Below are 24,613 nucleotides of genomic sequence, written 5' to 3'. Positions count from 1 at the left end.
GTGATTCCCCTTCCAATTCATAGCGCCGAGCTGAGGCGAGCTCACATTTTCAGTCCCGCACGAAAAGAAGCAGGGCCTCGCGTCCGGCGCAACCTGTAGCGACGCAAGACCAGATGTTCGACGGTAGTCCAAGATCAGTCGGTTGACTTCTTCGGCGGCACTCCGTAGTAGGCACGGAACGCATGGGCAAAGCTAGCATAACTGCCATACCCCACGCTCCTGGCGACCTGGCTTCGCTCATCCTCAGCGCATGCGCGAACGCATTCGGCGTGGTCCCGAAGCGCCCCTTGAATCCCGCGGTAAGGATGTTGCGGTTCAGCCCGACCTTGCGGGCCAGTTCGTCGATGGTGCTGGGCATGGCCGGCACCATCGGCTCCATCGAGCCTGGCAAGCAGGCCGACTTCGCCCTCGTCGACCGTGACCTGCTGGCCGTGCCAGACGCGCAGGTCGCGGCGACGAAGGTTCAGTGGACGATGTTCGGCGGCAAGATCGTCTACAGCACGAAGTAGCCGCTGTACCGGGCGATCCCGGCACCCGGCATCACTTCTGGGCCATCGTCATGTAGTCCACCGTGAGCTGCGACAGCGTGCGCGTGCCGACCAGCAGGCTGGCTTCGTCGACGAAGAAGCGCGGCGAGTGGTTGGGTTCGGCCTTGCTCGCGTCCTGGCCCGGCGGCGTCGAGCCGATCATCACGAACAGGCCCGGCGCCTTCTGGGCGAAGAAGGAGAAGTCTTCCCCACCGGTGCCCTTTTGAATCACCAGGGCCTTGGCGTCGGGGATGCGCTGCAGGCTCGGCGCCATCTGCGCGGTGAGCGCCGGGTCGTTGACGGTGGGCGCGTAGCCATCGGGCTCGAAGCGCACTTCGGCCGTGCCGCCGCCGCTTTGCGCGATGTGCGAGGCGGTGTTGCGCATGCGGTCCATGATCGACTGGCGCATCCGTTCGTCGTAGGTGCGCAGCGTGCCGCTCATCTCGGCCGCGTCGGGAATGATGTTGTAGCGCATGCCGGCCTGGAAGGTGCCGACGCTCAGCACCGAAGGCTCCTTGGTGACATCGACCTGCCGGCTGGCGATGGTCTGGAAGCCCAGCACGATCTGCGAGCCCAGCACGATCGGGTCGACCCCGCTCCACGGCTGCGAGCCGTGCGTCTGCCGTCCCTTGACGCTGACCTTGAAGGTGTCCGAGCTGGCTGTGATGGGGCCCGGCTTGTAGCCGATCTGGCCGGTGTTCAGCGCCGAGACCAGATGCAGGCCGAACACCACGTCGGGCTTGGGCGCGTCGAAGGCGCCCTCGGCCAGCATGCGGCGCGCGCCGCCGATCTCGGCGTTGGGCAGTTTTTCCTCGGCCGGCTGGAACACCAGCTTCACCGTGCCCGGCAGTTGCGCCTTCATGGACGCCAGCACCTCGGCCACGCCCATCAGGATGGCCACATGGCCGTCGTGCCCGCAGGCGTGCATCACGTCGACGTCGGCGAAGCCCCACTTGGCGCGGGCTTTGGAGGCAAAAGGCACATCGACCTGCTCCTTGACCGGCAGCGCGTCCATGTCGGCCCGCAGCGCCACCACCGGCCCGGGCTTGCCGCCGCGCAGGACGGCGACCACGCCGGTCACGGCGACGCCTTCGCGCACTTCATAGCCCAGTGCCTTCAGATGCGCCGCGACCAGTGCCGCGGTGCGCTTCTCCTGGTTGCCCAGTTCGGGGTGCTGGTGAATGTCGCGCCGCCAAGCGATCACCTTCTGCTCGATCGCCTTGGAGCGCTCGGCGATCAGCGGATACAGCGCCTGGGCGGCCGCTGGCGCCGGCACGGACGTCGGCGCGTCCTGGGCGCTGGCGCACAGCGTCGAAACGGCGAGGACGATGGGCAGGCAAAGGCGTGCGTGGGGGCGGAGGCTGCGAGGCATGGTGTTTTCGTGAGGAGTAAGGAAGGAAGGAAGGAAGGAAGGAGGAAAGGAAGGGAAGTCCCGAGCCTAGGGATGCATCCGATTGGCATCCAATCGAATCTGGATACTTTGATAACCTTTGCTTATCACCATCAATGACCATCGCCCCTCAGTTCTCTTCCGCCGTCCTGCACGAGCGCCTGCTGACGCGCCTGCGATTGCGGCATCTCAAACTGATCGATGCGCTGGCGACACACGCCCACCTGCGTCGCGCGGCCGAGGCGGTGCACATCAGCCAGCCGGCGGCCACGCAGATGCTGCGCGAGCTCGAAAGCCTGCTGGGCCTGCCGCTGTTCGAGCGCCACGCGCGCGGCATGCGCATCACGGATGCCGGCCGGTTGCTGGCGCAGCATGCGCGCATGGCGATCGACGGGCTGCGCGTCGCGGCCGATGGGCTGTCGGCCTTGGCAGCGCATGAACATCGGCCGTTGCGTATCGGCGCCATCGATGCCGCCGTGGCCAGCGTGCTGCAGCCGGCGCTTGCGGCCTGGCAGCCGAAGCATCCCGCGCTGCGCCTGGTCATCGAGGAAAGCAGCATCGAGCGGCTGACGGTCGGCCTGCGCGGTGGCGTCTTCGACCTGGTGCTGCTGCGCCGGCCACCGGGGCAGGAGGAGGGACAGCACTTCGTGCCGCTGCGCAGCGACCGCATGGTGGTGATCGCCGGTGCCTCGCATCCCGCGGCGCGGCGAAAGCGCTTGAAGCTGCGCGATCTGTCCGACTCACGCTGGATCCTGCCGCCGCCGCACTACGCGGTGCGACGGGCGCTGGAAGCCGCTTGGGCCCAGGAGCAATGGACGCCGCGCGAGCACACCGTGCAGACCCTTTCACCACACTTGATGGCCAGCGTGCTGGCACAACCCGACGTGGTGGCGCCGGTGCCCCACACGATGCTGGATCGCATCGACCGGTCGGCGGTTGTCGAGCTCAAGCTTCAGATGGATGCGCCGATCGAGCCACTGGGCATGCTCTACCGCGGCGACGACGTCAGCGGTGCTTTGGCATTGCTGATCGATTTCCTGACCGCTCGCGCGACTGGCCGCCCCTGAATCAAAAGCGAGCCTGACGCAGCACCCGGATGCGACTTCGCCAAGAGGCGACCCGCATTTTTTCGCGAGTCAATGCTCGGCCCCCTTCCGGTCTGAAGCTTCAGGCTCAGCCGCTGAAAAGAAGGAGACGGACACCATGGAGATGCATGCCACGCCGCAGGACGCCCCCTGCGGCGCACGGGTGTGAGGCCTGGACTTGTGCCGCCTGCTGGACGGTGCGCAGATTGCCGCGTTGCGCGCGCTCTGGCTCGAACACCTCGTGCTCGCGTTCCCCGATCAGGATCTCGCGATCGAGGACATCGAGCGCTTCGCGCAGGCGTGGCACTCGGACCGAAGCTTTCTCGCGCATCCGCCGGCGGCCCACGGTGCTCCATGGCCATACCGTTCCGCCCGTCGGCGGCGACACCCTCTTCGCCAACCAGTACGCGGCCCGGGATGCGCTGCCGACCGAGCTGAAGGGTCCATGCCCGCTGGCTATCATCGACAAGAGGAAAATTCCCGCCAAGGAGGACACATGACGAGGGAGCAACATTCCGATGATTTCAAGCGCCAGTTGGTAGACGAAGCGCTGAACCGGACGCCACGCGGCGGGTTCCCCGAGCTGGAGGCACGGCACGGGCTGAAGCCGGGCACGCTGTTCGGCTGGGTCGATACCTACGGCCCGCCGAGCCCTCCCGAACCGTTCTCGGCACTGCATTTCTGGATCGGCACGACGACGATGTCCGACGAAGATTTCGGCGCGTACTTCGATGCCGGGCCCGACTACTGGTCGCACGAAGTCGAGGACATCGAGGCGTCGAATGTCGACCTGACCGGCTGCGGCTTCTGCGTCGACCTGGGCATGCGTTTTCTCTACGACGAAGACCTGCTGCTCGTCATCCGGCTGGAAGCACCGGTTGCGGTCGACGAACTGGTGGCGATGAGCACGCTCGAATCCGACAAGTCCGCGCAGGCCATCGTCGCCGCCTGCGAGGCCCGGCGCATCCACACCGCGAACGTCATGTTCGCCTACGCGGATCCGACCCAGTGCGTGGCGGACGCCGCAAAGCTCTACAACGGCGTGCCCTACATCGGGCTCTTCCAGAGCAAGGACGAAAAAGCCGGCAAGCGCGAACGCAAGTCCGCGCCCGCTGAAGCGACCAATGATGAAAGGCCTGTCGATGAAGAAACTGCTGCCGCTCGTGCTGTCCGCCTCGCTGGCCGTGTTCGCGTTCCAGGCGCCTGCCGCTGCGCGCTATCCGTATTCGGCGGCCGAAGCACGTGCGTTGCTCGCGCAGCTGGATGCCCACGTGATGGTCATCAACTCCGACCTCACGCTTATCCGCAAGAAGCCGTCGAACGAGTTCGACCTGTTGACCTACTACCCGCTGCCCCAGGCCAAGGTCGACGAGTACAAGCGCAACGGCCAGATCGTCAACACGCGCGACAGCATCGGCGACTTCGCCACCTACAGGGTCAAGGACTACGCGCTGGTCAACGAGAAGAACGAAAAGGTCCTGATGAAGGACAACATCAGCGCGCCATCGCTGCACGACTTCGCGCTGTGGACCTACGACAACGTGCTGAGCAGCCAGCGCGGCATCCAGGTGAAACTGGACAAGACCTTCGAGCGCCTCAAAGGCCACATCACGCTGGTGTTCGAGATGCCCGGGAACATCACGCGCGAGACTCGCGTGCCGATCGATCTCTCCTTCACGGACAAGGACCCACGGCCCGGCATCTGAGGCTTGCGCACTGCTAGCCCAGGGCTGCGCGCGGCTCGTTCGGTTGCACGGGAAATGCCAGCGTCACGCTGGTGCCGCCGTGGGATGCTGGCTCGATTCGCAGCGTCGCGCCGATCGCACCGGCCCTGAACCGCATGTTCTCCAGCCCGCGCCCCTGATAGCGCTCGCCCGCACCGCCATGCGGCGGCAAATGCGCGGGCCCCAGACCGCGCCCGTTGTCGGTGATTGCAATGACTGCCGCCGCCTCCTCGCCGCCCGGATGCGCGTGAACCGTGATCTGCGTTGCCTGCGCGTGCTTGAGCACATTGGTGAAGGCCTCGAGCAGGATGCGCTGCACGTGCATGACGGCGTTGGGTGAAAGCTCGCGCAGTTCGGGCAGATCCATCACGTCCCACATCACGCCGATGCCGGCCGCTTCCAGCCGCGACTGCAAGCGGTAGCGCAGCGTGGCCAGCACGGTGCTCAGATCGTCGTTCGCGGGCTGCATCGAGTCGATGGCCATGCGCATTTCGTCGAGCGCCAGTTGCACATGCTCGCGCAAGGCCCCGGGCGGCGTCTCGGGTCGCGAGGCCATGTTCAGCAACGCCACGAGTTGCGAGCCCACGCCGTCGTGGATCTCGCGCATGATCCGCTGCCGCTCGTCCGAGACGGCCTGCTGCTGCTGCTGCGCGCGCATCGCGTCGAAGGCCGCCGTCAGTTGCCGTTCTCGATCCTCGACCCGTTGCGCAAGGTCTGCGTTCAGGCGCTGGAAGCTGGCGGCCGTGCGGCTGTACCGCTCCGCGACCAGCCAGCCCATGATGGGCACGAACGCGAACATCGCGTGCTGCAGATAGGTGTGGCGCAGGCCGCTTGCACTGGAGATGCGCACCGCGAGAAGATCATGCAGCCCCGCGGCAATGGCCGCCGACAGCGCCAGCGTCAGGAGCCACGCGCCGGCACCGGCGCCCGACCAGGCACGCCGCGCGCACAGCCACAGGCAAGCCACGGCAATCGGCACGACGGTCATCAGGCCGAGCGTGAACAGGCCCGGCCTGTGAAGCGCGAAGGCAGACGCCGTGAGCACGGCGCCGAGCACGATCGCGGCGTCCATGCAGCGGTCCAGCATGCGCGGCGACGGCCCCGTGGCCAGCACGGAAAAGCGGCACATCAGCGCCATGTGCGACAGGTAGCAGATGCCCGCGATGGCGCCGAGCCAGGGCCATGCAACCGGAATGTCCGGCCACGCGCGATCGATGATGCGCAGCGTTCCGAACAGCGCCCCCAGGCTGAACCAGCCGTACATCGGCAGGCGCTGCCTCACCCACAGCGCGCCCGTGAAGATGCCCATGCCGAGCAGCCCCACCGCGAAGACCAGGAACGCGATCTCGCGCCAGCGGCGGTTCGCGTCGTAGGCATCCTCGATGAGCGCCTGCGGCCCGTAGTGCAGCACGGACAGCCCGCCCAGGCGTTGCGCCTGGATCGTCACGTCGACGCGGAGTTCGTTCGGCCGGTCCCCGTACAAAAGCTCGGCCGCACCACGGCCATCACCGGATGCTTGGACGCATCGAACAGCGGGTTCCCAAGCTGTCCCCAGTGCTGGACCATGCCGCCGTTGATGCGCGCTTGCACCTGGCTTCCCACGCGCGAGAACAGCAGCGCCATCGGCTCCGAGCCCGCATGGGGCGGCAGCGTGATGCGATAGGTGGCGGCACCGCCAAGTCCGGGATACTGCGCGTCCCAGCGCTTGGCAAGGTCCACCGGTCCTTCGTAGGGAGTGCCCCCGTCGGGCCTGAGCACGGCCTGTGCCGAGTCCAGCATCAGGATCGCGCCGCCGGGCTGGGCGGGCGGCGCCATCAAGGCGACCGCGAAGACGGCGACGATGAGCGCGATGACGGCCGCCAGCGGCCAGCGCCCGAGGCGCGGCGACAGCCGTGGCGCCGCTGCGAGGGTCGTCATTGAAGACGAAACCCCGGGAGCCCGGGGCATGGTCGTTTGCTGCAGTCCTGCACGTTTCTCATACCTCGCCTTGGCCTCGAGCATGGCAGTCTTGTTCGGGGCATTCTCTCCCCGGCGCGGCATGTTGTCAGAGTTTCGGGCGCCCGGTCAACCGTGGCTTGCGCGCCCTGCCCCCATCAGCAAGGTCTTGGGCTCCCGGTACGCGTTCATTCCCCAGCGCCCCATCTCGCGCCCGAGCCCCGAATGCTTGAAGCCGCCGAACGGCGCGCGCGGCTCGTGGGCCAGCGTGTTGACGAGCACCCGGCCCGAGTCGATCTGGCGCGCCACGCGCTCGCAGCGTTCGATGTCTTGCCCGAGCACGAGCGCGCTCAGCCCGTAGCGGGTGTCGTTGGCAATGGCCACCGCGTCGGCCTCGTCGTCGTAGGGAATGACGGTCAACACAGGGCCGAAGATTTCTTCCCGCGCAATGCGCATCTGGTTGGTCGCGCCGGTGAAGATCGTGGGCTTCACGAACCAGCCCTTGTCCAGCCCTTCAGGTCGCCCTTCCCCGCCGGCCAGCAGCGTCGCACCCTCGGCGACACCCAGGCGTATGTAGCCCTGCACCCGCTCCCACTGCTTGGCGCTGACCATGGGGCCGATGTCGGTGTCGGCCTCGCCGGGGTTGCCGGACTTGATGCGCGACACCGCCTCTTTCGCCACCTGCTCGAACTCGCCCAGACAGCACACGCGTGTGCGGCATGAAGCGTGCGCCGCACTTTGTTGCGAGAGCAGCCAGCCCCGCGGCAAGCGACGAGGATGCGACTGGCCCGCGTTCCGCTCGACCAAGCCATTCGTTAAGACCGGACATTGCACCGAGAACGAATACGCTCCTGATGGCAAACGCCGGTTTGCGACCAGCGGCCCGATCCTGGCCAACGGCCCGCTGCTTGCCGACGGGCTCAGGTCTTGCCCTGATCAGCGTGTAATTCGTCGAGGATGTCGAGGAACAGCTCCACGCGACGCGTCAGCGGCCGGGACGCTTCGGTGATCGCGCAGATCGTGTTGCGAAACACCGGCCCCTTCGACAGGGCTTCCAACGCATGGCGCTGCGCCACCAAAGCGGCATAGTGCTCCGGCAGCAGCCCGGCGTAGTTGCCGGTCGAGACCAGCACCCCGATCGCTTCCAGGCCGCCGGCGTCGGGGCCGCGTTCGAAGCCTTTCTCTGACAGCGCCTGCTCGACGAAGGGCTGAGGGCGGTAGACCAAGGGCAGCGTGCGCTGGCGTGCGCGTCCCACGTCCTTCGCGACATAGACGCGATGGACTTCGACGAACAATGTGCGGTAGTCGAACACGCGTTCCTTCTTGTACATCCCCCGGATCGCCACCTCGACCCGACGTTCGCGCAGCGCCTCGCTCAACTGGGCGAAGGTCATCACGGTGAGCTCCGGCTTGACGTCGGGTGCGCGCCGCCGGAGCTCGGCCAAGGCCTCCGGAATGCGGCATTGGCCGTGCGTGATCAGGTGTTCGACCATGCCGATGGCCAGGGTGCCCGATAGCACCCCTCGCACCGCGTCGATCTCCGGGCGGATGCGCTCCAGCGACTTCAGCGCGTTGGACGCCAGGTCCAGCGCGACGAGGCCGGCTGTGCTCAGCTTGAACCCAGCCGGCCCGCGTTCGCAAAGCCGCACCCCCAGGCGCTCCTCGACCTCCCGGACGTGGCGGCTGATCGAGGCTTTCGACATGCTGAGCCTGTGTTCAGCGGCGGCGAAGCCGCCCGCCTCGGCCACCGTACAGAAGATGCGAAGCGAGCGCAGGTCGCGCTCATTGAAATCGAGTCGGTTCATGGTGAAGGTATTGTTTTCCGGAACCATACTGCCAAAAGAATCATTTTTCATGCGAGAGGGCGAGCGCTAAATTAGGTCGCACAACAGACCTATATGGAGCAGACAACATGATCCCCTCCCATCGACGCCATGCGATCAAGGCCGTGATCTTGACCGCCCTCGCCGCCTGCCTGCCCACCCTGGCACTGGCCGAAGGAGGCAGCCTGGCGGACATCAAGGCTCGTGGCCAGCTCACCGTCGGCACCGAGGCCGCCTACGAGCCCTACGAGTTCATCGAGAACGGGGTGGTGGTCGGATACGGCCGGGACATCCTGGAATACATGGCCCACAAACTGGGCGTCAAACTGGTGCAGCTCAACCTGCCATTCCAGGGTCTTCTGCCGGGTTTGATATCACACAAATTCGACTTCGTGGCCACCAGTGTCGGCATCACTGAAGAGCGCGCCAAGCGCTTTGCCTTCAGTCGCCCGATCGGCATCGTGCGCTCGATGCTGGTCGTCAACGCAGCCAACAAGGCACTGGCCAAGCCCGAGGACGCGCTAGGCAAGGTGGTCGGCACGCAGATGGGTTCGCAGGCGCAGCCGGTTGCGCAAGAGTTCGAGCGGCAGCTGAAGGCCACCACCGGCAAGGGTTTTGCCGAATTCAAGCTTTTCCAGGCCTATCCCGATGTGAGCGTGGCCCTGAGCAATGGCACGCTCGACATTGGTGTGCTGCCTTCCAACGTGCTAGGCGTGCAGATGCGACGCCAGCCGAACGCCTTCAGGACCATCGGCGAGGTGGGCGAGCCCCGGCTTCTGGCCTGGGTGGCAAACCCGAAGGACGAAGAGATCCGCAGCTTCATCAATAGCACTTTGGAGGAGATGCGCGTGAACGGCAAGCTGGCCACGTTGCAGAAGAAGTGGTTCGGCGACACGATGGTGCTGCCGATTGCGGACTATTTGCCCAAGGGCGCGCTCTGAGCGCCATTCGGATCCGGACATGATCGACTGGCTCACCGCGCATGGCGCACTGCGGCCCTTCTTCGATGGTGTGCTGCAAGGCGCCGGCGTCACCCTCTACACCAGTGGGCTCGCATTCCTGATTGGGCTCGGGCTCGGCCTGTTGCTGCTGGTGCTGCGGGTCAGCGGCGGCGCGGCGGTGCGCGCGCTGGTCGCAATCTACGTGAGCGCCATCCGCGGCACGCCCCTGCTGATCCAGCTGCTGATCGCCTACTACGTGATCCCCGCGCTGTTCGACATCACGATCTCGCCGGTGGCGGCGGGCGTGCTGGCGCTATCGCTCAACACCGCAGCCTACGGCAGCGAGATCATGCGCGGCGCGCTATCGACCATCCCGCGCGGCCAGACCGCGGCTGCGCAGGCACTCGGCATGAACTCCTGGCACGTCTGGCGCCACGTCCTGCTGCCGCAGATGTTCCACCGCGCCATCCCGCCGCTGACAAACGAATACACGGTGCTGCTCAAGGCCTCATCGCTGCTGTCGATCATCGCCGTCAACGAACTGGCGACCGTGGCGCGCAACGCCACGCTGCAAAGCGACCTTCCGCTTCAGGTTTTCTCAGCCACCGCGGCAGTCTATTTCGTGATCCTGCTGTGCGCCTCGTCGATCTCCCGCGGCATCGAGCGCCGCTTTGCCAAGGTGCTGCCAAATGTCCATTGATTTCGACATCGTCCGGCAGTCCCTGCCCGCGCTATGGCAGGGACTGAAGCTCACGGCGCAGGTCAGTGGCATTGGCATTCCGCTGGGCGTCCTTCTGGGCACGATCGCAGCGTACATGGCGAACTCGAGAACTGGCTGGCGCGTTCGGTGGCGCTCGGCTATGTCGAGCTGGTTCGCAACATCCCCTTCCTGATTCTGGTCTACCTGTCCTTCTTCGGCCTGCCCAAGCTGGGCTTGCAGGCTTCGGCGTTCTACATCGCGATCGGCACCACAGCCTTCTACACTGGCGGCTACTTCTGCGAGATATTGCGCGCCGCTTTCCGCAGCGTTCCCAAAGGTCAGCTGCGCGCGGCAATGTCGCTGGGCATGTCCGCCTGGCACGTCCAGCGCCTGATCGTGATCCCGCAGATCTTCGGCTTCCTGATTCCGCCGACGGTCAGCCTCACGATCATGATGTTCAAGGACTCGGCCGTGTTCTCAGTGATGAGCCTGCCCGAGCTGACCTACCAGAGCAACCTCATGACGGCGGACACCTTCGCCTACCTCGAAGTGCTCGGCACCACCGCCCTGATCTATTGGGGCTGCAGCGTCCTCATGGAGGCCCTTGGCCTTGCCATGGAAACGCGGGTGCGGCGCTGGAGCCATCGCTGATGGCCCTTCTTTTCAACACTGACTGGAGATTCCCAATGGAAAAACTGACCGCTGCGCCACGCACCGGGCATGCGACGCTGCTCTATTCCGAACTGGTGACCGATCTGGAGAACCTGCAAGCCGATATCGCGGTGCTGGGGATGCCTTTCGGTTCGGCCTATGGCGCCAAGTCCTTCACCAACGACCAGACCAATGCGCCGCAAGCCATTCGCGACGTGACTGACCGTATCGTGCGGGCACCAGACCACTACGACTTCGACATCGACGGCCCGCTGCTGCAAGGGCGCTCCGACATTCGCTTCGTGGATTGCGGCGACGTCATTCCTGACCTGACGAAGCCGGGCGACCACTACCGGCGGGTCGAGCTCGCGGTGCGCCAGATACTCAAGGGCGGAGGGCTGCCCATTGTGCTCGGCGGCGACCACGGCATCACCACGCCGGTGCTGCGCGCCTTCGACGAGATCGGGCCGATCACGCTGGTTCATGTCGACGCCCACCTCGACTGGCGCGACGAGGTCAATGGCGTCAGGGAAGGCCTGTCGAGCCCGATCCGACGCGCATCGGAAATGAAGCATGTGGCGCGTATCGTGCAGATCGGCCTGCGGGCTCAAGGCAGCGCACGGCCCGAAGACTTCGAGACCGCGCGCCGCTGGGGCGCCGAACTGATCAGCGCCTACGAACTGCACGATGTCGGCATGGACGCAGTGCTCGCGCGCATTCCCGATGGCGGCAACTACTACCTGTCGATCGATGCCGACGGCATGGATCCGACCATCATGCCCGCGGTCGACGGCCCGGCTCCGGGCGGCATGAGCTTCGTGCAGGCCCGAAGGCTGATCCACGGTCTGGTCCGCAAGGGGCGCGTGGTCGGCATGGACATCGTGGAGATCCAACCCGCCAAGGACAACGCCAGCAAGCTGACCTGCGTGACGGCCGGCCGCCTGATCGTCAATCTCATCGGGTCGACCATCAAGGCCGGCTACTTCGACAAGTGATCGAGATCCAGAACGTCTCCAAGTGGTACGGCAGCTTCCAGGTGCTGACCGACTGCACAGCGAGCATCCGCAAGGGTGAGGTGGTCGTCGTCTGCGGTCCGTCAGGCTCGGGCAAGAGCACGCTGATCAAGACCGTGAATGCGCTCGAACCCTTTCAGCGCGGCGATGTGTTGGTGGCCGGGGTCTCGATCGCGGACCCGAAGACCCATCTGCCGCGCTTGCGTTCGCGCGTCGGGATGGTATTCCAGCACTTCGAGCTGTTCCCGCATCTCTCAGTCACCGAGAACTTGACGCTGGCCCAGATCAAGGTGCTGGGCCGCGGCGCCGACGACGCGAAGACGCGCGGGCTGAAGATGCTCGACCGCGTTGGCCTGACGGGGCACAAGAACAAGTACCCGGGTCAGCTCTCGGGTGGTCAGCAACAGCGCGTCGCAATCGCGCGTGCGCTCAGCATGGACCCGGTCGTGATGCTGTTCGACGAGCCCACGTCCGCGCTCGATCCCGAAATGGTCGGCGAGGTGCTCGAGGTCATGGTGCAACTCGCCAACGAAGGCATGACCATGATGTGCGTCACGCACGAGATGGGCTTTGCGAAGCGGGTCAGCGACCGCGTGATCTTCATGGACCAAGGCAGAATCGTCGAGGATTGCGAGAAGGAGGAGTTCTTCGGTCGCCCGGACGCACGCTCGCCGCGGGCAAAGGAGTTCCTGTCGAAGATCCTGCAGCACTGAGGGGAATTTCGCGTCTCCGGGTAGGTCGTCGCGCGACTCTTGGCATTAGTGCGCCACGATGTACTGCGGACAGTTGCTCAGGAACAGCACGACGGGATCGCCCTTGTTCACACCCAGGGCCTGCAGGCTGGCGGCGAAAGCGTCGCTGGCGCGGTCCAGGTCGGACCAGCTGAGCACCGCACCGTACCAAATCAGGGCCGCGACGTCGGGCCGCTCTCGCGCATGCATGCGCAGGGCTGACACCGATCATTGCGCAGGGTAGCGGCAGAGAACGTGCGGAATCAGCGGCACTTGGCATCGTAGTTCACGACGTTCGGCAGGTCCTGCTCGCCCGCGGTAACGAGCGACAGCGTGCCGGCCGCGCTGGTGTAGCTGAAGCTGCAGTACGCGAGGCCCGTTCCCGCGCAGGACTCGGCCTCGACGAGGCCGCGCTTGATGAATCCCGCCTGCCGCGATTCACCATCCGCCTTGGCACGCACAGGCCGCCAGCCCTTGTCGGCCAGCGCCTTTCGCGCCTTGTCGATCGGCATGCTGTAAACGTTCGGCACCTTGGCGCGGCCCTGGCAGACCGAATCCTCATCGGCCACCTTGGCCAGATGCAGGGTGCCGTCGGCCTCGACACGCAGGTCGCCCACTGGCGAGGCAACGATGTCGCCGTCCCACAAGCGCACGGCACCGCCTTCCAGCGCGGCCAGATTGCCAATGGCGGTGTCTTCTGCCGACTTGCCATAGGCCAGCGCAAGAAGCCTGTCGCCATCGAACACCGCCACATTGCCCTGGGTGATGTGGCAAGTGCCGCTGGTACCGGGTTGCATCCGGCCGGCGAAGCTGACGGCGCGATAGGTGCCCAGCGGCACATCGGCCATCACCGCCCAGCCTTGCGCCGCCACCGACCTGGCCGCCACCGACTTCGGCTGGATCACGCGCCATGAGCAACCGTCGCGGTCATTGGCACCGCCGCCCGCCTTGGGCAGGCTGCTGAGCGCCTTCATGCGGATGTCTCTCAGCTCGGACTGCACGCGCGGTGCGGATGCGTTCGTTGCCGCACCCGGTTGCGCAAGGGCCGGCAATGAAAGCACGAGACTGAACGCGAGCGTCGCGCCCAACGCGGCAGGTGCATTCAGGAGATCCGGGAACGGGCGTGACAGCATGGCGAGAGATGCGTAGGAGGTGTATTTCAAGGCTCGGCGCTCCGGGGGTGGATCGCGTGCATTTTTGCCGGTAGAACGGATCGAAGGCGCGGCTGAGACAGCCGGCCATCGAAGCGTAACCTTTCCGGGTGGACGCTGCCAATCGGTGTGCTCACCGATTGATCGGGAGCCCCGAAAGAATTCCATCTCGAGACCAACAGCCAGCATCGACCAGATCGCCCGCAGCCTGGATGGCGTTGTTCCGCACGGGTTGCCTGCGTATGACTCGAATGTCTATGCCGCGAAGGTGGACGCGGCATGCGGATGTCACCGACCCGGACAGCAGGTAGATGACCCTCAGCCCCGGATCCTCGGACGATATTTCAGCAACGCTGAACTATGGGATTCTGGTGAAAACACAACAAATAAAGAATAGATGCCTGCTACCCGAGGCCCGCCATGCGGCGAGGACTCCGCCGCGCCTCGTCGTGCAATGCGATCCGCATCTCCCCGTGCGTTGTACAAAATAAACAGCCCGGCGCCGGGCATCAGATTGCACTAGCGCGCCTGTCAGGTGGGCGGATGGCCCAGTCCAGCCCACCAGCCCGCGTGCAGCCACACAGAACAGTCGACAGGCACCCTATGCGGCCATGGTGCTCACGTGGAACGACGGCCGATTCTTCGCCCACGGGACGGCAGCTTCTAGCTGTGCCGCCAGTTGAAGCAATGTCGCTTCATCCCCCATGGACGCCACGAACTGCATGCCCAGCGGCAATCCACTGGCGGTCGTGGCCAGGGGGAGACTGATCGCGGGCTGCCCAGTCATGTTGTACAGCGCTGTGAATGGCGCATGGCTGAAGATGGAGTGATAGAAAGCGTCGGCATCCAGCTTGGCATCGTCCGAGTTCAGCGTTCCAAGCAATTGCGGTGGCGCAGCCATCACCGGCGTCAAGAGCAGGTCGTACCGGGTGAAGAACGGGGCGACCTGCCTGCAAACCGAATTCATGAGAAACAACGCGCGTTCCAAGTCGAGCGCGGTGTAACCCGTCCCTTCCTGGAAGCACTTCCAAATGCAGGTCTCCAGATTCGCCGGGCTGGGCTCGCGGCCAAGCAACGCCGCCAACGCCAGGCATCCACTGGCAAGTGAAGAGTTCCAGAGAATCTTGTTCGATGCGTGGAACGTGGCCTCGTCATATTCGGGCCGAGCTTCCTCGACAACGTGCCCCAGCGATTCGCAAAGTCTGGCCGTGCTCTGCACAGCCTCGCTGCACTCCGCGTCGACTCGGGCATGCCGACCTCCATAGGATGAGAACGCGATTCTCAGGCGCCTGGGCGGCCTACCGAGAGCGGTTCGGTACGGTGCGGAAGGAGGCGCGATGGCGAATGGATCCCCAGAGCCGGCACCCTGAACGGCGTCCAACAGTGCCGCCGTGTCTCGAACACTTCTTGTCAGCGCGAACTGCACACCGAGGCCATGCAATGGTGCTGCCAGCTCCGGCCCAACGGGGGTGCGCCCCCGAGTCGGCTTCAGCCCGACGAGGCCGCAGTGAGCGGCCGGAATGCGGATCGAGCCTCCGCCATCCGTGGCGTGGGCCATGGGAACGATGCCCGCTGAAACCGCTGCACCAGCGCCGCCCGATGACCCGCCGGCGCTCAGGTCCAGGTTCCACGGATTTCTCGTTGGCCCGTACATGACTGGTTCAGTCGTGACATTGAAGGCCATCTCGGGAATGTTCGTGCGCCCGAGCGTGTTGAGCCCGGCCGCGCGAAACCTCGTCATCAGGTGCGAGTCCTGAGGCGCCGGCGGTGCGCCTTCGAGCAAGCGGCTGCCCATCTCGCAGGGCAGACCTTCCACCTGCAGCCCGATGTCCTTGACCAGAAACGGTACCCCGTAGAACGGACCGTCTTTGGGGTTCCGTTCCCAGGCCTTTGGCCAATCGGGAACCTTGCCGACGACTGCATTGATCGTCGGGTTGACCACGCTGATCGCATCCAAGGCGCATTCTGCCAACTCAATCGGAGAGACATCTTTGTTCCGAACAAGCTCGGCAAGTCCGAGCGCGTCGTAGTTCGCGTATTCTGAAAGCTTCATGGTTTGGTTTTTTTCGAAGGAAGAATTTGTCGAAATCAAGCAGCGGACAGGTAGGCCCCATGGAGAATTTCGGGCTTGCGGATCGAAGTCACAACGTGGCGGCGGCGCGCAGTGAGTGTTGATTGAGTTCGGGCGCGTCGCGACCGCCTTGCAGTTGGTCCAAATCCGGTGGACTGGGGGCCGGAGGCAGCGCACGCTCGACCATCGCAGCGATGGCCAGCAGCCGACGGTCCCCACAAGATGGACCGTCTAGCTCAAGACCGATGGGCAGGCCCGTGGACGCGAGGCCAGCGGGCAGGCTGATGCCGGGAATTCCGGCATTGCTCCCGGGATCCGTGTTTCGGATGTAGGTAGGAAATGTAGGCACCCGACGGCCGTTCAACAGGACCGAGTGGTCTTCCCCGACACGGCTCGCCGGCATCGGTGCCGTCGGAAAAACAATTGCATCGAGCCGATGTGCGGAGAAACACTCGGCATATGCGGCTTGAAGATGCACTCTTGCATCCAACGCCGCGTGATACGCGTTCCCCGAGATTTCGAGTTCGCGCCGCTGCGCAAAAAGATGAGCAACGTCGGGGCTGCTGATGCCCGCCACGATCTCCTCGAGCGACAGATCGTAGCCACACTCGTTGAGATAGTGCGGCATGTCTCTTGCCATCTCGTGGAGCACCGCGGCCAGGCCGATTTTCTGGTTCCACAAATTGACGGATCCGAGGCTGATTTCTACGAGCTGCACGCCGGCACCTGCCAACGCGCTCAGCGCCGCCTCGATGACCGTCTGGACGTTGCTGTCGAGGCCTTGGAAGAACGGTGCGCGTGGGACGCCCAAACGGATCGCCCTTGGCTCGAGTACTTCGAGTGCTTGCCTGTGCCCGGAGAGTATCTCGTCGATCAGCGCCACATCTTCGACCGAGCGTGCAATGGGACCCACCACATCGCGCGACCGCGATACTGGAACAATGCCATCTCCGGGATAACGACGCACGGAGGGGCGGAAACCCACTACGCCGCATAAGCTGGCAGGCAGGCGGACCGACGCACCGGTGTCGGTGCCCAGGGCGGCTGGAGAGACGCGTCCCGCAACTGCGGCTGCAGAGCCCCCGCTGCTACCGCCGGCGATCATGTCGATGTTCCAGGGATTGCGAACGGGTCCAGACCAGCAGTTGTTCGATGTGACGCCAAGCGCCAGTTCATGCATGTTGGTTTTGCCGCCCGGTATGGCGCCCGCGCTGAATAGCGCTTGCACAACGGACGCGTTCGTTCTCGGAAATCTGGAACTCAGCCCTGCTGTGCCCGCCGTCGTCGGAAGCATCACGGTGTTGATGTTGTCCTTGATCGCGATCGGCATACCATGCAAGGGCCGCAGTGCTGCTTCGGCATCAGCGCGGTCGGCTTCCCGTGCCAGCGCGAGCATGGCGGACGCGTCAAACGAAACAAAGGCGTTCAGGCGCGCTTGCCGCCCGGCGCGCCTCAGCAAGTGGGCGACATACTCTTCGCAAGAAAACAAGCGCTTCTGTAGGCCTGCGGTCGCCTGCTTGATCGTAAGTTCGTGGAGTTCCAAGAGCAGCCTTTCCGATATCGGTCGGGCGATTCTGGGAGTCGCGGGCATCGCAATCCATCCTCAGGAATGAGGACAGGGCAAACCTGAATGCGGGAGGTCACAGAACAGCAGGAATGCTATTCTGTCGGGGCTGCCAATAGTGAGGCACTGCTCATGATCGTTTCCACAACCCAAACGCGCGCCTTGTCAAAGCTGATGGTCGCTTTGGCCGAGCCTTGTTCCGAGGCGGAGGTGCGCACGAGGGTCGGCAAGCACCTCCTGGAATTGCTCGAAGCGGACTATTTCGCCTCCTACACGTGGGACCCGCTGCGGCTACGGTTCGCCAGCAGGATATCGCTGAACATGTCCGACAAGAATCTGGACGCGTACGACGCCTACTATCAGTTCAGAGACCCGATCACGGCGCCGCTTCGCGATTTGCACGCACCATGCCTGGTCGAGCAGGTGATCGCCCAAGGCGACTTGGTCCGCACCGAATTCTTCAATGACTTCCTTCAACGCGACGGGCTCTACTGGGGGGTGAACCTTTATGCCTGGGATGGCAAACACAATATCGGCGACATGCGTATCTGGCGCAGCAAGAAGCGGGATCGATTCGAGCCCAGCGCCCTGGAACTGTTGAAGATCGTCGAGCCTGCGTTTTCCGCCGCGCTCAAACGCTGCAAGCAGGTCACCCCGGCACAGAAACCCGAAACGCCTTCTCGCTCAGGTGCTTTGTCTGATAGGGAGAGAACGGTTGCGCAACTGGCCGCGCTGGGTTTGCCTGACAAGGAGATCGCGCAGAAGCTGGGTATCGGGTTCACCACTGTTCGCACTCACCTGGCGCGCGCTTTTCAGAAACTGAACGTGGACAATCGCGTTCAGCTCGTTGCCCGCATGATGAGTTTGCGCAGCGGCACACAATAAGCTCGCGCGCGCGGCCTCACGAAGCCTAGGATCGAGTCGCCTGATCCTCTAAGTAGCACGGAAGTCGCATCCACCAACGAGCTCGCGGTCGAAGAAGTAGCTGCCGCATATGTCGTGCACAGCGGGGGCGCGCCGGTGACGATCGACAGGTTGTTCGGGTTGGTGAACGACGGCACCACGCAGTCGGCCAGCAAGTCGGCGCCGCTGTTGCGCATGCGCTCGATATACGGCGCCACGCCGGCCGCGATGGCCGCGTCCAGGTAGGCCGGCTCACAGCCGTCGACGCACACGACCACGACGGGTCGGTTTATCCAGCGGTAGCTGCGGGCGTTGACTTCCAGTGATTCGGAGCCTTGATGCTGTCCGCCAACGCGCGCACGAGATCTTCCACGGCAGTGTTGCGCGGTCGGTAAGCAGGCCGGTACATGCCCAGTTCCGTGCGAAACGGATGCTCGAGCGGTCGATAAGCGAGATCGCCCCGGCCATAGTGCGCGGCGCTCAGGTCTTCCAACACCGCGATACCTAGGCCCGCCTCGACCATCCGCCAAGCCATGCGCGAGGAGTCGACATGCATATGGACGGCGATGGCATGCCCGATGTCCAAGTTGGTGTCCTCGTGTGAATCGACCAGGCTGGGCAGCTTCAACGCGATCACGGACTCGTTCTCCAGGTCCTTGAGCCGAACGCGCCGTCGCTTGGCCAAGGGGTGTTCCCTGGGCAGCAAGCACCCCAACCGCAAGGGCACAAGGGGCTCGAATGATCGCTGGCCGATGTCCCGCACCTTCATCGCAATACCCAGATCCACCTGCTGCGTATCCACCCACTCCAACACCTGCGCCGTATTGCCCGTCTCCACGGTGCAAAGCACCCGGGACTGAGGACCGAAGGTCTGCCGCAACGCATTCGGCAACAGCAGATCCGCAGCTGACGCGACGGCGCCAATCTGCAGATGTCCTCGGAGGGAAGTTCGCATATCCGTCGCCAACTGGTTGAGTACCTGCAGCGAAGCGCCGACACGGTTGACCTGATCTAGCAGCGCGCGCGCCTCGAACGTGGGCTGCAGGCGATGGCCTTGCCGCTCGAACAGCGCGTACCCAACGTCTTCCTGAAGTTGCTTGAGCTGCTTGCTCACCGCCGGCTGGGATATGTGAAGACGGTTAGCTGCTTCAGTCATCGTTGTCGACTGCAGGACCGTCTGCAAAAGCTGTATGTGGTGCAGCCGAAATGGGGGTCGGGCCATGAGGCGCCTCCGGTGTACGGGCCAGCATCAAGCATAACCGCAGGTTTGGAAATGCTGAACTAAATGTATTGGAGTTATCCGAACCCGGCTCCTAGCATCCCTCCCATCACAAAACAGGAGACGCTCTGATGTCTTACTTCCCTCTCCACCGCCAGGCTTGCGCTGGGATCTGCCCCCTCGCAACAACAGCCGGCGCAGCAAGTGCACGGCGCTGTCCCAACAAGCCGGCACGCTGGGCCGTACCCTTCGGCGCCGGCGCTCCTTCGGACATCCTGGTCCGCGCAATTTCGGAAGCAACGGGCCGTCGGCTTGCCCCGCAGATGATCGTGGACAAGCGCTCTGACGCTGGCTCCAGGTTCGACACCGAACGGGTGTTGCGCTCCCCGCTGTTGGCTGCACATTGCCGCTGACGGAGCTGCCCGTGGCCATCGCTGCTCAAGTGCTGACCCAAAGCGTCAGGTACGCCCCTCTGAAGGACTTCGAGCCGATCCGCCTGACAGATGGCTCGAACGTTGCCTCTGACGCCAGCGACAACGTGAAGGCCTGCACCGTGGCCGCGTTCATCAGTGATGCGAAGGCCATTGAGAAAGAGACGCGCATCGGCTCAGGCGGCAATGGATCGCCGCCTCACCTGCTGGCGAATGTCTCTGCGCACGCGGCAATTTCAAGGTGGCGCATCCCGGCAGAGTGCAGCCCGTGGGTTCGGCCTCGCACGCTCGCAACTTCTGCGTCCACCGACATCCCACCATTTTCCTGAAACCACACAGCAACTGATATGTCTGATCTCTCGACCTTGAGCAGCAACGCAACCGCCGCAGAAGCCACCGAAATCGAATCGATCCTGGAGCTCACGCAGCGCCTGATCGCCACGCCGAGCGAGAACCCGGGGGGCGACACCATAGCGATCGCCGCAGTGGCGTGCCACGCCCTCACCCACCCCGCTATCGAGATCGAGACCTACGAACCGAAACCGGGATGTGTGAACGTCGTGGCACGTGTTCACGGCGCACATCCGGGACCGCGCCTGGTCATGAACGGGCATCTGGACACCTACCCGGTCGGCGCGCGCGAGTTCTGGACCCAACCGCCGCTGGACGGCCTTCGCGAGGGTGATCGCATTTATGGCCGCGGCGCTGGCGACATGTGCGCTGGCGATGCTGTGCTCATCACCGTGCTGCGCAGTCTGGCCGACCGCCAAGAACAACTCCACGGCGAAGCCGTGCTGACCCTGGTTGCCGACGAGGAGACTGGCGGACGCTTTGGTTCGGCGTGGCTCATCGACAACGTCGAACACTGCCGCGGCGATTTCGTGGTGAATGCCGATGCCGGACATCCGAGAGTCGTGCGCTACGGCGAAAAGGGCGTGATGTGGCTGCGCTTGAACAGCCTGGGCAAGGCCGCCCATGGCGCGCACACTCATCTGGGCGACAACGCCTTGGACAGCCTGATGGCCGCTGTGCAAGCCGTGCAGACCCTGCGAAACCGCGAGTGCGTGATCGACCCCATCATGCGCACCGCCATGCATGACGTCCAGTCGATTTCCGAGCAAGTCGGCGGCAAGGGCGAATACGACAATTTGTGCGGCATTACCGTGAACGCGGGCGCGTTCCACGCTGGCCTGGTTCCGAACTTGGTTCCGGGCAGTGCCGAGGCGATGCTCGACGTCCGTTTCCCCGGCCCGCTCTCCATCGCGGACATCAAGAAGCTCATCGGTGAAATTCTCGAAGCGCACCCGAAGGTCACGTGGGAAGTCATGCCCGGTAGCGCGACGGAACCGGCTTTCACCGATCCGAACCACCCGCTGGTGCTGACATTTCTCCGTCATGCGCGGGCGCTGGCCTACCCCGACGCGGTGGCGAATATGCGCATCGGCCTCACCGATACGCGTCTGTTTCGCTTGGCCGGTATGCCCGCTGTGGTGTACGGCCCATGCGCGCATGGTCTCGGAGGGCCCGACGAATACGTCACTGTGCAAGATGTGCTGAAGGTGTACCGGGTGCACCGCGCCGTCGCGGAAGAACTGCTGGGCCTCCAAGGCGTGCGAACGATCGCACGGTTCAGCGAAGCTCTGCCCGCTGGCGAGCGCGTGGGCGCTCTCAGCAATGCCGGCGGGAGTCATCGTGATTGACGGCAGCACGGCCTTCGGCTTGGCCGGCGCGGCGTTCGGCGCGGGAGTACTCAACGCCATCGCGGGTGGCGGTACGTTCCTCACCCTGCCAGCACTGGTGTTCGCAGGCCTGCCGATGGTTGGTGCGAACGCCACCAGCGCCGCGGCGGTGATGCCCGGCTACGTCGGCGGAGCCATCGGCTTCTGGAAAGAGATGCTTCTGATCGATCGCCGCAGGTTGGTCATCATGACCATCGTGACGGCTGTCGGCGGCGTCGCGGGGGCCGCGCTGCTCTTAATCACGCCCGACAAAGCCTTCAAGGTCCTCATTCCCTGGCTGCTGCTCTTCGCCACGCTGTTGTTTGCGATCAACGCGAGGCCTAAGAAACCTCGGGTGGGCGTGCATTCGAACAGCGCGATGAATGCAAATGACACGGCACCTGTGCGGCGAGCCTGGCATAGCGCCGCCCTCGGCGCAGTCGCGGCCTACGGCGGCTACTTCAACGGCGGCTTGGGCATTTTGCTGATGGCCGTGCTTTCGGCAAAGCGCAGCTTGTCGCTGAACACCGTCAACGGCCTAAAGAACTACCTGTCGGCGCTGCTATCGCTGATTTCCATCGTGGTGTTCGCGTATGCAGGCATCGTCAATTGGCGCGTCGCTGCTTGGATGATGGGTTTTTCAATGCTCGGAGGCTTTGTCGGCGCGCGGCTGGCCAAGCGACTGCCCGCACGCATGGTCTACGCCATCGTCGTGCTCACGGGTTTAGGAATGTCCGCAGTGTTCTTCGGTCGCTTATGAACAGCGATCCCTAGCACTTTTCCGACCTGCTGGTCGCTGTGCGTGGCCATCGCGCCTCCCACTCCTTCGACGCTGCGCTCGAAGCTGCAGCGGTATCTGACACCCGGGGACGTTGTCCACCCCCTCGGTTGCCGCGGTCACCTGACCTTCACTTCCAACACGGACCACCCTTTGAAAAGAGGAGACAACCATGGCTTCCAACAGCACAGACACACTTACGCCCGAAAAACGGGCGTATTTCCGCAAAGTCATCGCGTCCGCACTGGTCGGCAACATGCTGGAGTTCTATGACCTGTTCATCTATGGGTTTTTGGCAGCCTACATCGCCGCCGTGTTCTTCCCTGCCGCCGATCCGTTCACGTCGTTGCTGGTCGCGCTCGCCACCTTTGGCGTGAGCTACTTCATTCGACCGCTGGGTGCACTGATCATCGGCAGCTATGCGGATCGGAACGGTCGCAAGGCCGGCATGATGCTCACGATCTGGAGCATGGGCGTCGGCACGGCAATGATTGCGTTCGCGCCAAGCTATGCCACCGCAGGTATTGCCGGCGCAATCATCTTGGTAGCCGGCAAGTTGCTGCAGGGTTTTTCTGCTGGCGGCGAATTCGGAACCTCGGTGTCCTTCGTGACTGAGCATGCGCCGCGCAACCGCCGTGGATATTTTGCAAGCTTCCAAGTGGTGGGCATCGGAATGGCCACCGGGATGGCCAGCGTGATCAGTCTGGGCCTCACCTCGCACTTCGAGAAGAGCGCCATCCTGGACTGGGCCTGGCGCATTCCGTTCATCCTGGGGCTGATCATCGTTCCCTTTGGCTATTGGCTTCGCAAGAGTCTCGATGAAACCCCTGCATTCCTGAACAGCAGCCAGGTCGAGAGCCCCGTCAGGTCGACCCTGACCTCGGCGAAGGCCCGCATCGCTGCGGCCATCGGCATCTACTCGCTGGCGGCCTCCACCAACTATCTACTCGGCGTGTTCATGCCGCTTTACGCACAGCGCGAACTCGGCTTGTCGCCGGCCGACTCCATGTGGGGTGCGATCGGCTATTCAGTCGCGCAGATTTTCTTGCCCCCTGTGATGGGGGCACTCTCTGACCGCATGGGGCGCCTGCGCATGATCACCATCGGCACCGTGCTGACCGGCGTCTTCAGCCTACCGGCCTTTCACTTCATGATCGATAACCCCACGGTGCTGAACTACACGCTCTGCGTCACGGGGCTTACCTGCTGCGTGATGGTCTTCCAAGGCGCGATGCCCTCTTTCCTATCCGAACTATTTCCCAGCAACGTGCGCACCACCGGCTTGGCGTTGATTCACAACATCAACTTCACGGTTGTCGGTGGGCTGTCGCTGCTGATCTGCACCTGGCTGGCCCAGCATACCGGCAGCAAGATGATTCCGGCCTACTACGTGATGGTCACGGTCGGCGCCGCGCTGCTCTGTATCAGCTACTTCCGCATGCGTTCATTCAGTTCGGCCGGTGCCCCCGACGTATTGGACCCCGCATGACGTCACCCGCACGGGGGCCCAAGGTTTCCGTGCGCTCCGAGGCACAGCGCCGACCTGCCATCGCTTCATCCATGCGATACGAGCCACCGCTTGCATTTCTGCAACAAATCGAGCCGCTGAGCGGGTCCTGACGACTCCTGAACCATGACTTTGAAGAAAATCGCCACGACTTTGGCACCGGCTGCCGTTGGCCCTTATTCCCAGGCGATCGAACACCAAGGCTTGCTTTACGTATCTGGCCAGTTGCCATTGGACGCGCAGTCCGGCCAGATCGTCGGCAAGACGGCGGCCGAGCAGGCAACGCAATGCCTGGAGAACCTGCGCACCATCGCCGTGGCGGCGAACACCAGCCTTGCACGTACAGTCAAAACCACGGTTCTACTCACCGATCTCAGGGCGTTCCAAGCGGTCAACGAAATCTATGCAAGCTACTTCTCCGAGCCGTTCCCGGCGCGTGCCTGCTACCAGGTCGTCGCGTTGCCCAAGGGAGCTGCGGTCGAAATCGAGGCGGTGATTGCGCTTTAACGGCGCCTATATCGCAGGCCTAGGGAGAAGCAAACGATGCTCGTGTCCACTCAAGGCGCCAGAAGGCGCCATGGGATGCTGCCGGTCTCATAGACACCGACCTAAGCTTTTTGAGCTTTCTCGAACTGTATAGGGCTGACGTAGCCGAGCGTCGAGTAACAACGCGTCGGGTTGTAGAACCGCTCGATGTAGTCGAACACATCGGCGCGGGCCTGTTCCCTGGACCGGTACACCTTTCTGGCTA

22 protein-coding genes and 5 pseudogenes are annotated in these 24,613 nt (G+C 64.0%); 15 read left to right on the top strand and 12 right to left on the bottom strand.

Going from position 1 to position 24,613, the window contains the following annotated elements; all coding sequences use genetic code 11:
• Positions 1 to 305 precede the first annotated feature (305 nt).
• The gene (locus BMG07_RS30025; RefSeq protein WP_198087598.1) at positions 306 to 509 is read left to right on the top strand and encodes an amidohydrolase family protein; all 204 of its coding nucleotides are present in this window, start codon (positions 306 to 308) and stop codon (positions 507 to 509) included.
• 31 nt (positions 510 to 540) lie between these two features.
• Here the strand turns inward: BMG07_RS30025 and BMG07_RS30020 are convergent, their stop codons facing one another.
• On the bottom strand, positions 541 to 1,899 hold the full coding sequence (locus BMG07_RS30020; RefSeq protein WP_198087597.1) for an amidohydrolase: 1,359 nt from the start codon (positions 1,897 to 1,899) through the stop codon (positions 541 to 543).
• Between the two features lie 134 nt (positions 1,900 to 2,033).
• On the opposite strand from BMG07_RS30020, the gene BMG07_RS30015 reads away from it, so the two are divergent.
• The 3 genes and pseudogenes from BMG07_RS30015 to BMG07_RS29995 all read left to right on the top strand — a co-directional run bounded on the left by BMG07_RS30015 (position 2,034) and on the right by BMG07_RS29995 (position 4,708).
• Positions 2,034 to 2,984 carry a LysR family transcriptional regulator gene (locus BMG07_RS30015; RefSeq protein WP_198087596.1) on the top strand — a complete coding sequence of 317 codons (951 nt, stop codon included), beginning with the start codon at positions 2,034 to 2,036 and terminating at the stop codon, positions 2,982 to 2,984.
• Positions 2,985 to 3,447: 463 nt separating this feature from the next.
• A pseudogene (locus tag BMG07_RS44395) lies at positions 3,448 to 4,005 on the top strand (immunity 22 family protein); the annotation flags it as partial.
• A gap of 139 nt (positions 4,006 to 4,144) precedes the next feature.
• The gene (locus BMG07_RS29995) at positions 4,145 to 4,708 is read left to right on the top strand and encodes a hypothetical protein (protein ID WP_269759547.1); all 564 of its coding nucleotides are present in this window, start codon (positions 4,145 to 4,147) and stop codon (positions 4,706 to 4,708) included.
• Between the two features lie 13 nt (positions 4,709 to 4,721).
• Here the strand turns inward: BMG07_RS29995 and BMG07_RS44390 are convergent, their stop codons facing one another.
• The 4 genes and pseudogenes from BMG07_RS44390 to BMG07_RS29975 all read right to left on the bottom strand — a co-directional run bounded on the left by BMG07_RS44390 (position 4,722) and on the right by BMG07_RS29975 (position 8,466).
• The gene (locus BMG07_RS44390) at positions 4,722 to 6,173 is read right to left on the bottom strand and encodes an ATP-binding protein (protein WP_198087593.1); all 1,452 of its coding nucleotides are present in this window, start codon (positions 6,171 to 6,173) and stop codon (positions 4,722 to 4,724) included.
• Positions 6,170 to 6,727: a hypothetical protein gene (locus BMG07_RS29985; protein WP_198087592.1), complete on the bottom strand. Its 558-nt coding sequence runs from the start codon at positions 6,725 to 6,727 to the stop codon at positions 6,170 to 6,172. Before BMG07_RS29985 ends, BMG07_RS44390 begins: the two co-directional genes overlap by 4 nt.
• 63 nt (positions 6,728 to 6,790) lie before the next feature.
• Positions 6,791 to 7,360 (bottom strand): annotated as a pseudogene (locus tag BMG07_RS29980) (aldehyde dehydrogenase family protein); the annotation flags it as partial.
• Between the two features lie 221 nt (positions 7,361 to 7,581).
• Entirely contained in the window at positions 7,582 to 8,466 is an 885-nt protein-coding gene (locus tag BMG07_RS29975; RefSeq protein ID WP_198087591.1) for a LysR family transcriptional regulator, read from the bottom strand.
• Between the two features lie 107 nt (positions 8,467 to 8,573).
• Here BMG07_RS29975 and BMG07_RS29970 point away from each other — a divergent pair, with 107 nt between their 5' ends.
• The 5 genes and pseudogenes from BMG07_RS29970 (at position 8,574) to BMG07_RS29950 (ending at position 12,502) form a co-directional block, all read left to right on the top strand.
• A complete protein-coding gene (locus tag BMG07_RS29970) occupies positions 8,574 to 9,425 on the top strand; it encodes a transporter substrate-binding domain-containing protein (protein WP_198087590.1) in 852 nt (283 codons plus the stop codon).
• Positions 9,426 to 9,444: 19 nt separating this feature from the next.
• Positions 9,445 to 10,125: an amino acid ABC transporter permease gene (locus BMG07_RS29965; RefSeq protein ID WP_198087589.1), complete on the top strand. Its 681-nt coding sequence runs from the start codon at positions 9,445 to 9,447 to the stop codon at positions 10,123 to 10,125.
• Positions 10,115 to 10,776: pseudogene (locus tag BMG07_RS29960) on the top strand (amino acid ABC transporter permease). Before BMG07_RS29965 ends, BMG07_RS29960 begins: the two are co-directional and overlap by 11 nt.
• 35 nt (positions 10,777 to 10,811) lie before the next feature.
• Positions 10,812 to 11,771, top strand: a complete 960-nt coding sequence (locus BMG07_RS29955; protein ID WP_198087588.1) for an agmatinase — start codon at positions 10,812 to 10,814, stop codon at positions 11,769 to 11,771.
• Positions 11,768 to 12,502 carry an amino acid ABC transporter ATP-binding protein gene (locus tag BMG07_RS29950; RefSeq protein ID WP_198087587.1) on the top strand — a complete coding sequence of 245 codons (735 nt, stop codon included), beginning with the start codon at positions 11,768 to 11,770 and terminating at the stop codon, positions 12,500 to 12,502. The genes BMG07_RS29955 and BMG07_RS29950 overlap by 4 nt, the downstream gene beginning before the upstream one ends.
• A 48-nt stretch (positions 12,503 to 12,550) precedes the next feature.
• Here the strand turns inward: BMG07_RS29950 and BMG07_RS29945 are convergent.
• The 4 genes and pseudogenes from BMG07_RS29945 to iaaH form a co-directional block, all read right to left on the bottom strand.
• A pseudogene (locus tag BMG07_RS29945) lies at positions 12,551 to 12,730 on the bottom strand (AMP-binding protein); the annotation flags it as partial.
• Between the two features lie 53 nt (positions 12,731 to 12,783).
• A complete protein-coding gene (locus tag BMG07_RS29940; RefSeq protein WP_198087586.1) occupies positions 12,784 to 13,683 on the bottom strand; it encodes a PASTA domain-containing protein in 900 nt (299 codons plus the stop codon).
• Positions 13,684 to 14,272: 589 nt separating this feature from the next.
• Positions 14,273 to 15,724, bottom strand: coding sequence for an amidase (locus BMG07_RS29935; RefSeq protein WP_198087585.1), 1,452 nt, complete (start codon positions 15,722 to 15,724; stop codon positions 14,273 to 14,275).
• An 88-nt stretch (positions 15,725 to 15,812) separates the two neighbouring features.
• The gene (gene iaaH, locus BMG07_RS29930; protein WP_198087584.1) at positions 15,813 to 17,285 is read right to left on the bottom strand and encodes an indoleacetamide hydrolase; all 1,473 of its coding nucleotides are present in this window, start codon (positions 17,283 to 17,285) and stop codon (positions 15,813 to 15,815) included.
• Between the two features lie 153 nt (positions 17,286 to 17,438).
• On the opposite strand from iaaH, the gene BMG07_RS29925 reads away from it, so the two are divergent.
• Positions 17,439 to 18,191, top strand: coding sequence for a LuxR C-terminal-related transcriptional regulator (locus BMG07_RS29925; protein ID WP_198087583.1), 753 nt, complete (start codon positions 17,439 to 17,441; stop codon positions 18,189 to 18,191).
• 78 nt (positions 18,192 to 18,269) lie between these two features.
• Here BMG07_RS29925 and BMG07_RS29920 read toward each other — a convergent pair.
• Positions 18,270 to 18,532, bottom strand: a pseudogene (locus BMG07_RS29920) (alkaline phosphatase family protein); the annotation flags it as partial.
• Positions 18,499 to 19,431, bottom strand: a complete 933-nt coding sequence (locus BMG07_RS29915; protein ID WP_198087582.1) for a LysR family transcriptional regulator — start codon at positions 19,429 to 19,431, stop codon at positions 18,499 to 18,501. The pseudogene BMG07_RS29920 and the gene BMG07_RS29915, both read right to left, overlap by 34 nt.
• A 421-nt stretch (positions 19,432 to 19,852) precedes the next feature.
• Here BMG07_RS29915 and BMG07_RS29910 point away from each other — a divergent pair, with 421 nt between their 5' ends.
• From BMG07_RS29910 to BMG07_RS29890, 5 genes are all read left to right on the top strand, one after another.
• Positions 19,853 to 20,188, top strand: coding sequence for a hypothetical protein (locus BMG07_RS29910; RefSeq protein WP_198087581.1), 336 nt, complete (start codon positions 19,853 to 19,855; stop codon positions 20,186 to 20,188).
• A gap of 18 nt (positions 20,189 to 20,206) precedes the next feature.
• The gene (locus tag BMG07_RS29905) at positions 20,207 to 21,559 is read left to right on the top strand and encodes a M20/M25/M40 family metallo-hydrolase (RefSeq protein WP_198087580.1); all 1,353 of its coding nucleotides are present in this window, start codon (positions 20,207 to 20,209) and stop codon (positions 21,557 to 21,559) included.
• Positions 21,552 to 22,337 (top strand): sulfite exporter TauE/SafE family protein, encoded by a 786-nt coding sequence (locus BMG07_RS29900; protein WP_307867123.1) that lies wholly within the window; start codon positions 21,552 to 21,554, stop codon positions 22,335 to 22,337. The genes BMG07_RS29905 and BMG07_RS29900 overlap by 8 nt, the downstream gene beginning before the upstream one ends.
• Before the next feature lie 190 nt (positions 22,338 to 22,527).
• The gene (locus BMG07_RS29895) at positions 22,528 to 23,844 is read left to right on the top strand and encodes an MFS transporter (protein WP_198087578.1); all 1,317 of its coding nucleotides are present in this window, start codon (positions 22,528 to 22,530) and stop codon (positions 23,842 to 23,844) included.
• Positions 23,845 to 23,988: 144 nt separating this feature from the next.
• A complete protein-coding gene (locus BMG07_RS29890) occupies positions 23,989 to 24,369 on the top strand; it encodes a Rid family detoxifying hydrolase (protein WP_198087577.1) in 381 nt (126 codons plus the stop codon).
• A 101-nt stretch (positions 24,370 to 24,470) separates the two neighbouring features.
• On the opposite strand, the gene BMG07_RS29885 is transcribed toward BMG07_RS29890, so the two are convergent.
• On the bottom strand, positions 24,471 to 24,613 hold a 143-nt coding region (locus BMG07_RS29885), incomplete at its 5' end, for an IS3 family transposase (protein WP_198087576.1).

The sequence above is a fragment of the Variovorax sp. E3 genome (assembly GCF_016082275.1).
Taxonomy (GTDB): domain Bacteria; phylum Pseudomonadota; class Gammaproteobacteria; order Burkholderiales; family Burkholderiaceae_C; genus Variovorax.
Note: the sequence above shows the minus strand (reverse complement) of the source record. Positions and strands in the feature narration are given on the sequence as shown.

What these genes read in the sequence shown, in the direction of transcription:
- BMG07_RS30020 (WP_198087597.1), bottom strand. Translation starts at nt 1,899, where the DNA reads ATGCCTCGCAGCCTCCGCCCCCACGCACGCCTTTGCCTGCCCATCGTC.
- BMG07_RS30025 (WP_198087598.1), top strand. Translation starts at nt 306, where the DNA reads ATGTTGCGGTTCAGCCCGACCTTGCGGGCCAGTTCGTCGATGGTGCTG.
- BMG07_RS29925 (WP_198087583.1), top strand. Translation starts at nt 17,439, where the DNA reads ATGATCGTTTCCACAACCCAAACGCGCGCCTTGTCAAAGCTGATGGTC.
- BMG07_RS29965 (WP_198087589.1), top strand. Translation starts at nt 9,445, where the DNA reads ATGATCGACTGGCTCACCGCGCATGGCGCACTGCGGCCCTTCTTCGAT.
- BMG07_RS29975 (WP_198087591.1), bottom strand. Translation starts at nt 8,466, where the DNA reads ATGAACCGACTCGATTTCAATGAGCGCGACCTGCGCTCGCTTCGCATC.
- BMG07_RS30015 (WP_198087596.1), top strand. Translation starts at nt 2,034, where the DNA reads ATGACCATCGCCCCTCAGTTCTCTTCCGCCGTCCTGCACGAGCGCCTG.
- BMG07_RS29935 (WP_198087585.1), bottom strand. Translation starts at nt 15,724, where the DNA reads ATGAAGCTTTCAGAATACGCGAACTACGACGCGCTCGGACTTGCCGAG.
- BMG07_RS29905 (WP_198087580.1), top strand. Translation starts at nt 20,207, where the DNA reads ATGTCTGATCTCTCGACCTTGAGCAGCAACGCAACCGCCGCAGAAGCC.
- BMG07_RS29890 (WP_198087577.1), top strand. Translation starts at nt 23,989, where the DNA reads ATGACTTTGAAGAAAATCGCCACGACTTTGGCACCGGCTGCCGTTGGC.
- BMG07_RS29955 (WP_198087588.1), top strand. Translation starts at nt 10,812, where the DNA reads ATGGAAAAACTGACCGCTGCGCCACGCACCGGGCATGCGACGCTGCTC.
- BMG07_RS29970 (WP_198087590.1), top strand. Translation starts at nt 8,574, where the DNA reads ATGATCCCCTCCCATCGACGCCATGCGATCAAGGCCGTGATCTTGACC.
- BMG07_RS29915 (WP_198087582.1), bottom strand. Translation starts at nt 19,431, where the DNA reads ATGGCCCGACCCCCATTTCGGCTGCACCACATACAGCTTTTGCAGACG.
- BMG07_RS29995 (WP_269759547.1), top strand. Translation starts at nt 4,145, where the DNA reads ATGAAGAAACTGCTGCCGCTCGTGCTGTCCGCCTCGCTGGCCGTGTTC.
- BMG07_RS29895 (WP_198087578.1), top strand. Translation starts at nt 22,528, where the DNA reads ATGGCTTCCAACAGCACAGACACACTTACGCCCGAAAAACGGGCGTAT.
- BMG07_RS29985 (WP_198087592.1), bottom strand. Translation starts at nt 6,727, where the DNA reads ATGCTCGAGGCCAAGGCGAGGTATGAGAAACGTGCAGGACTGCAGCAA.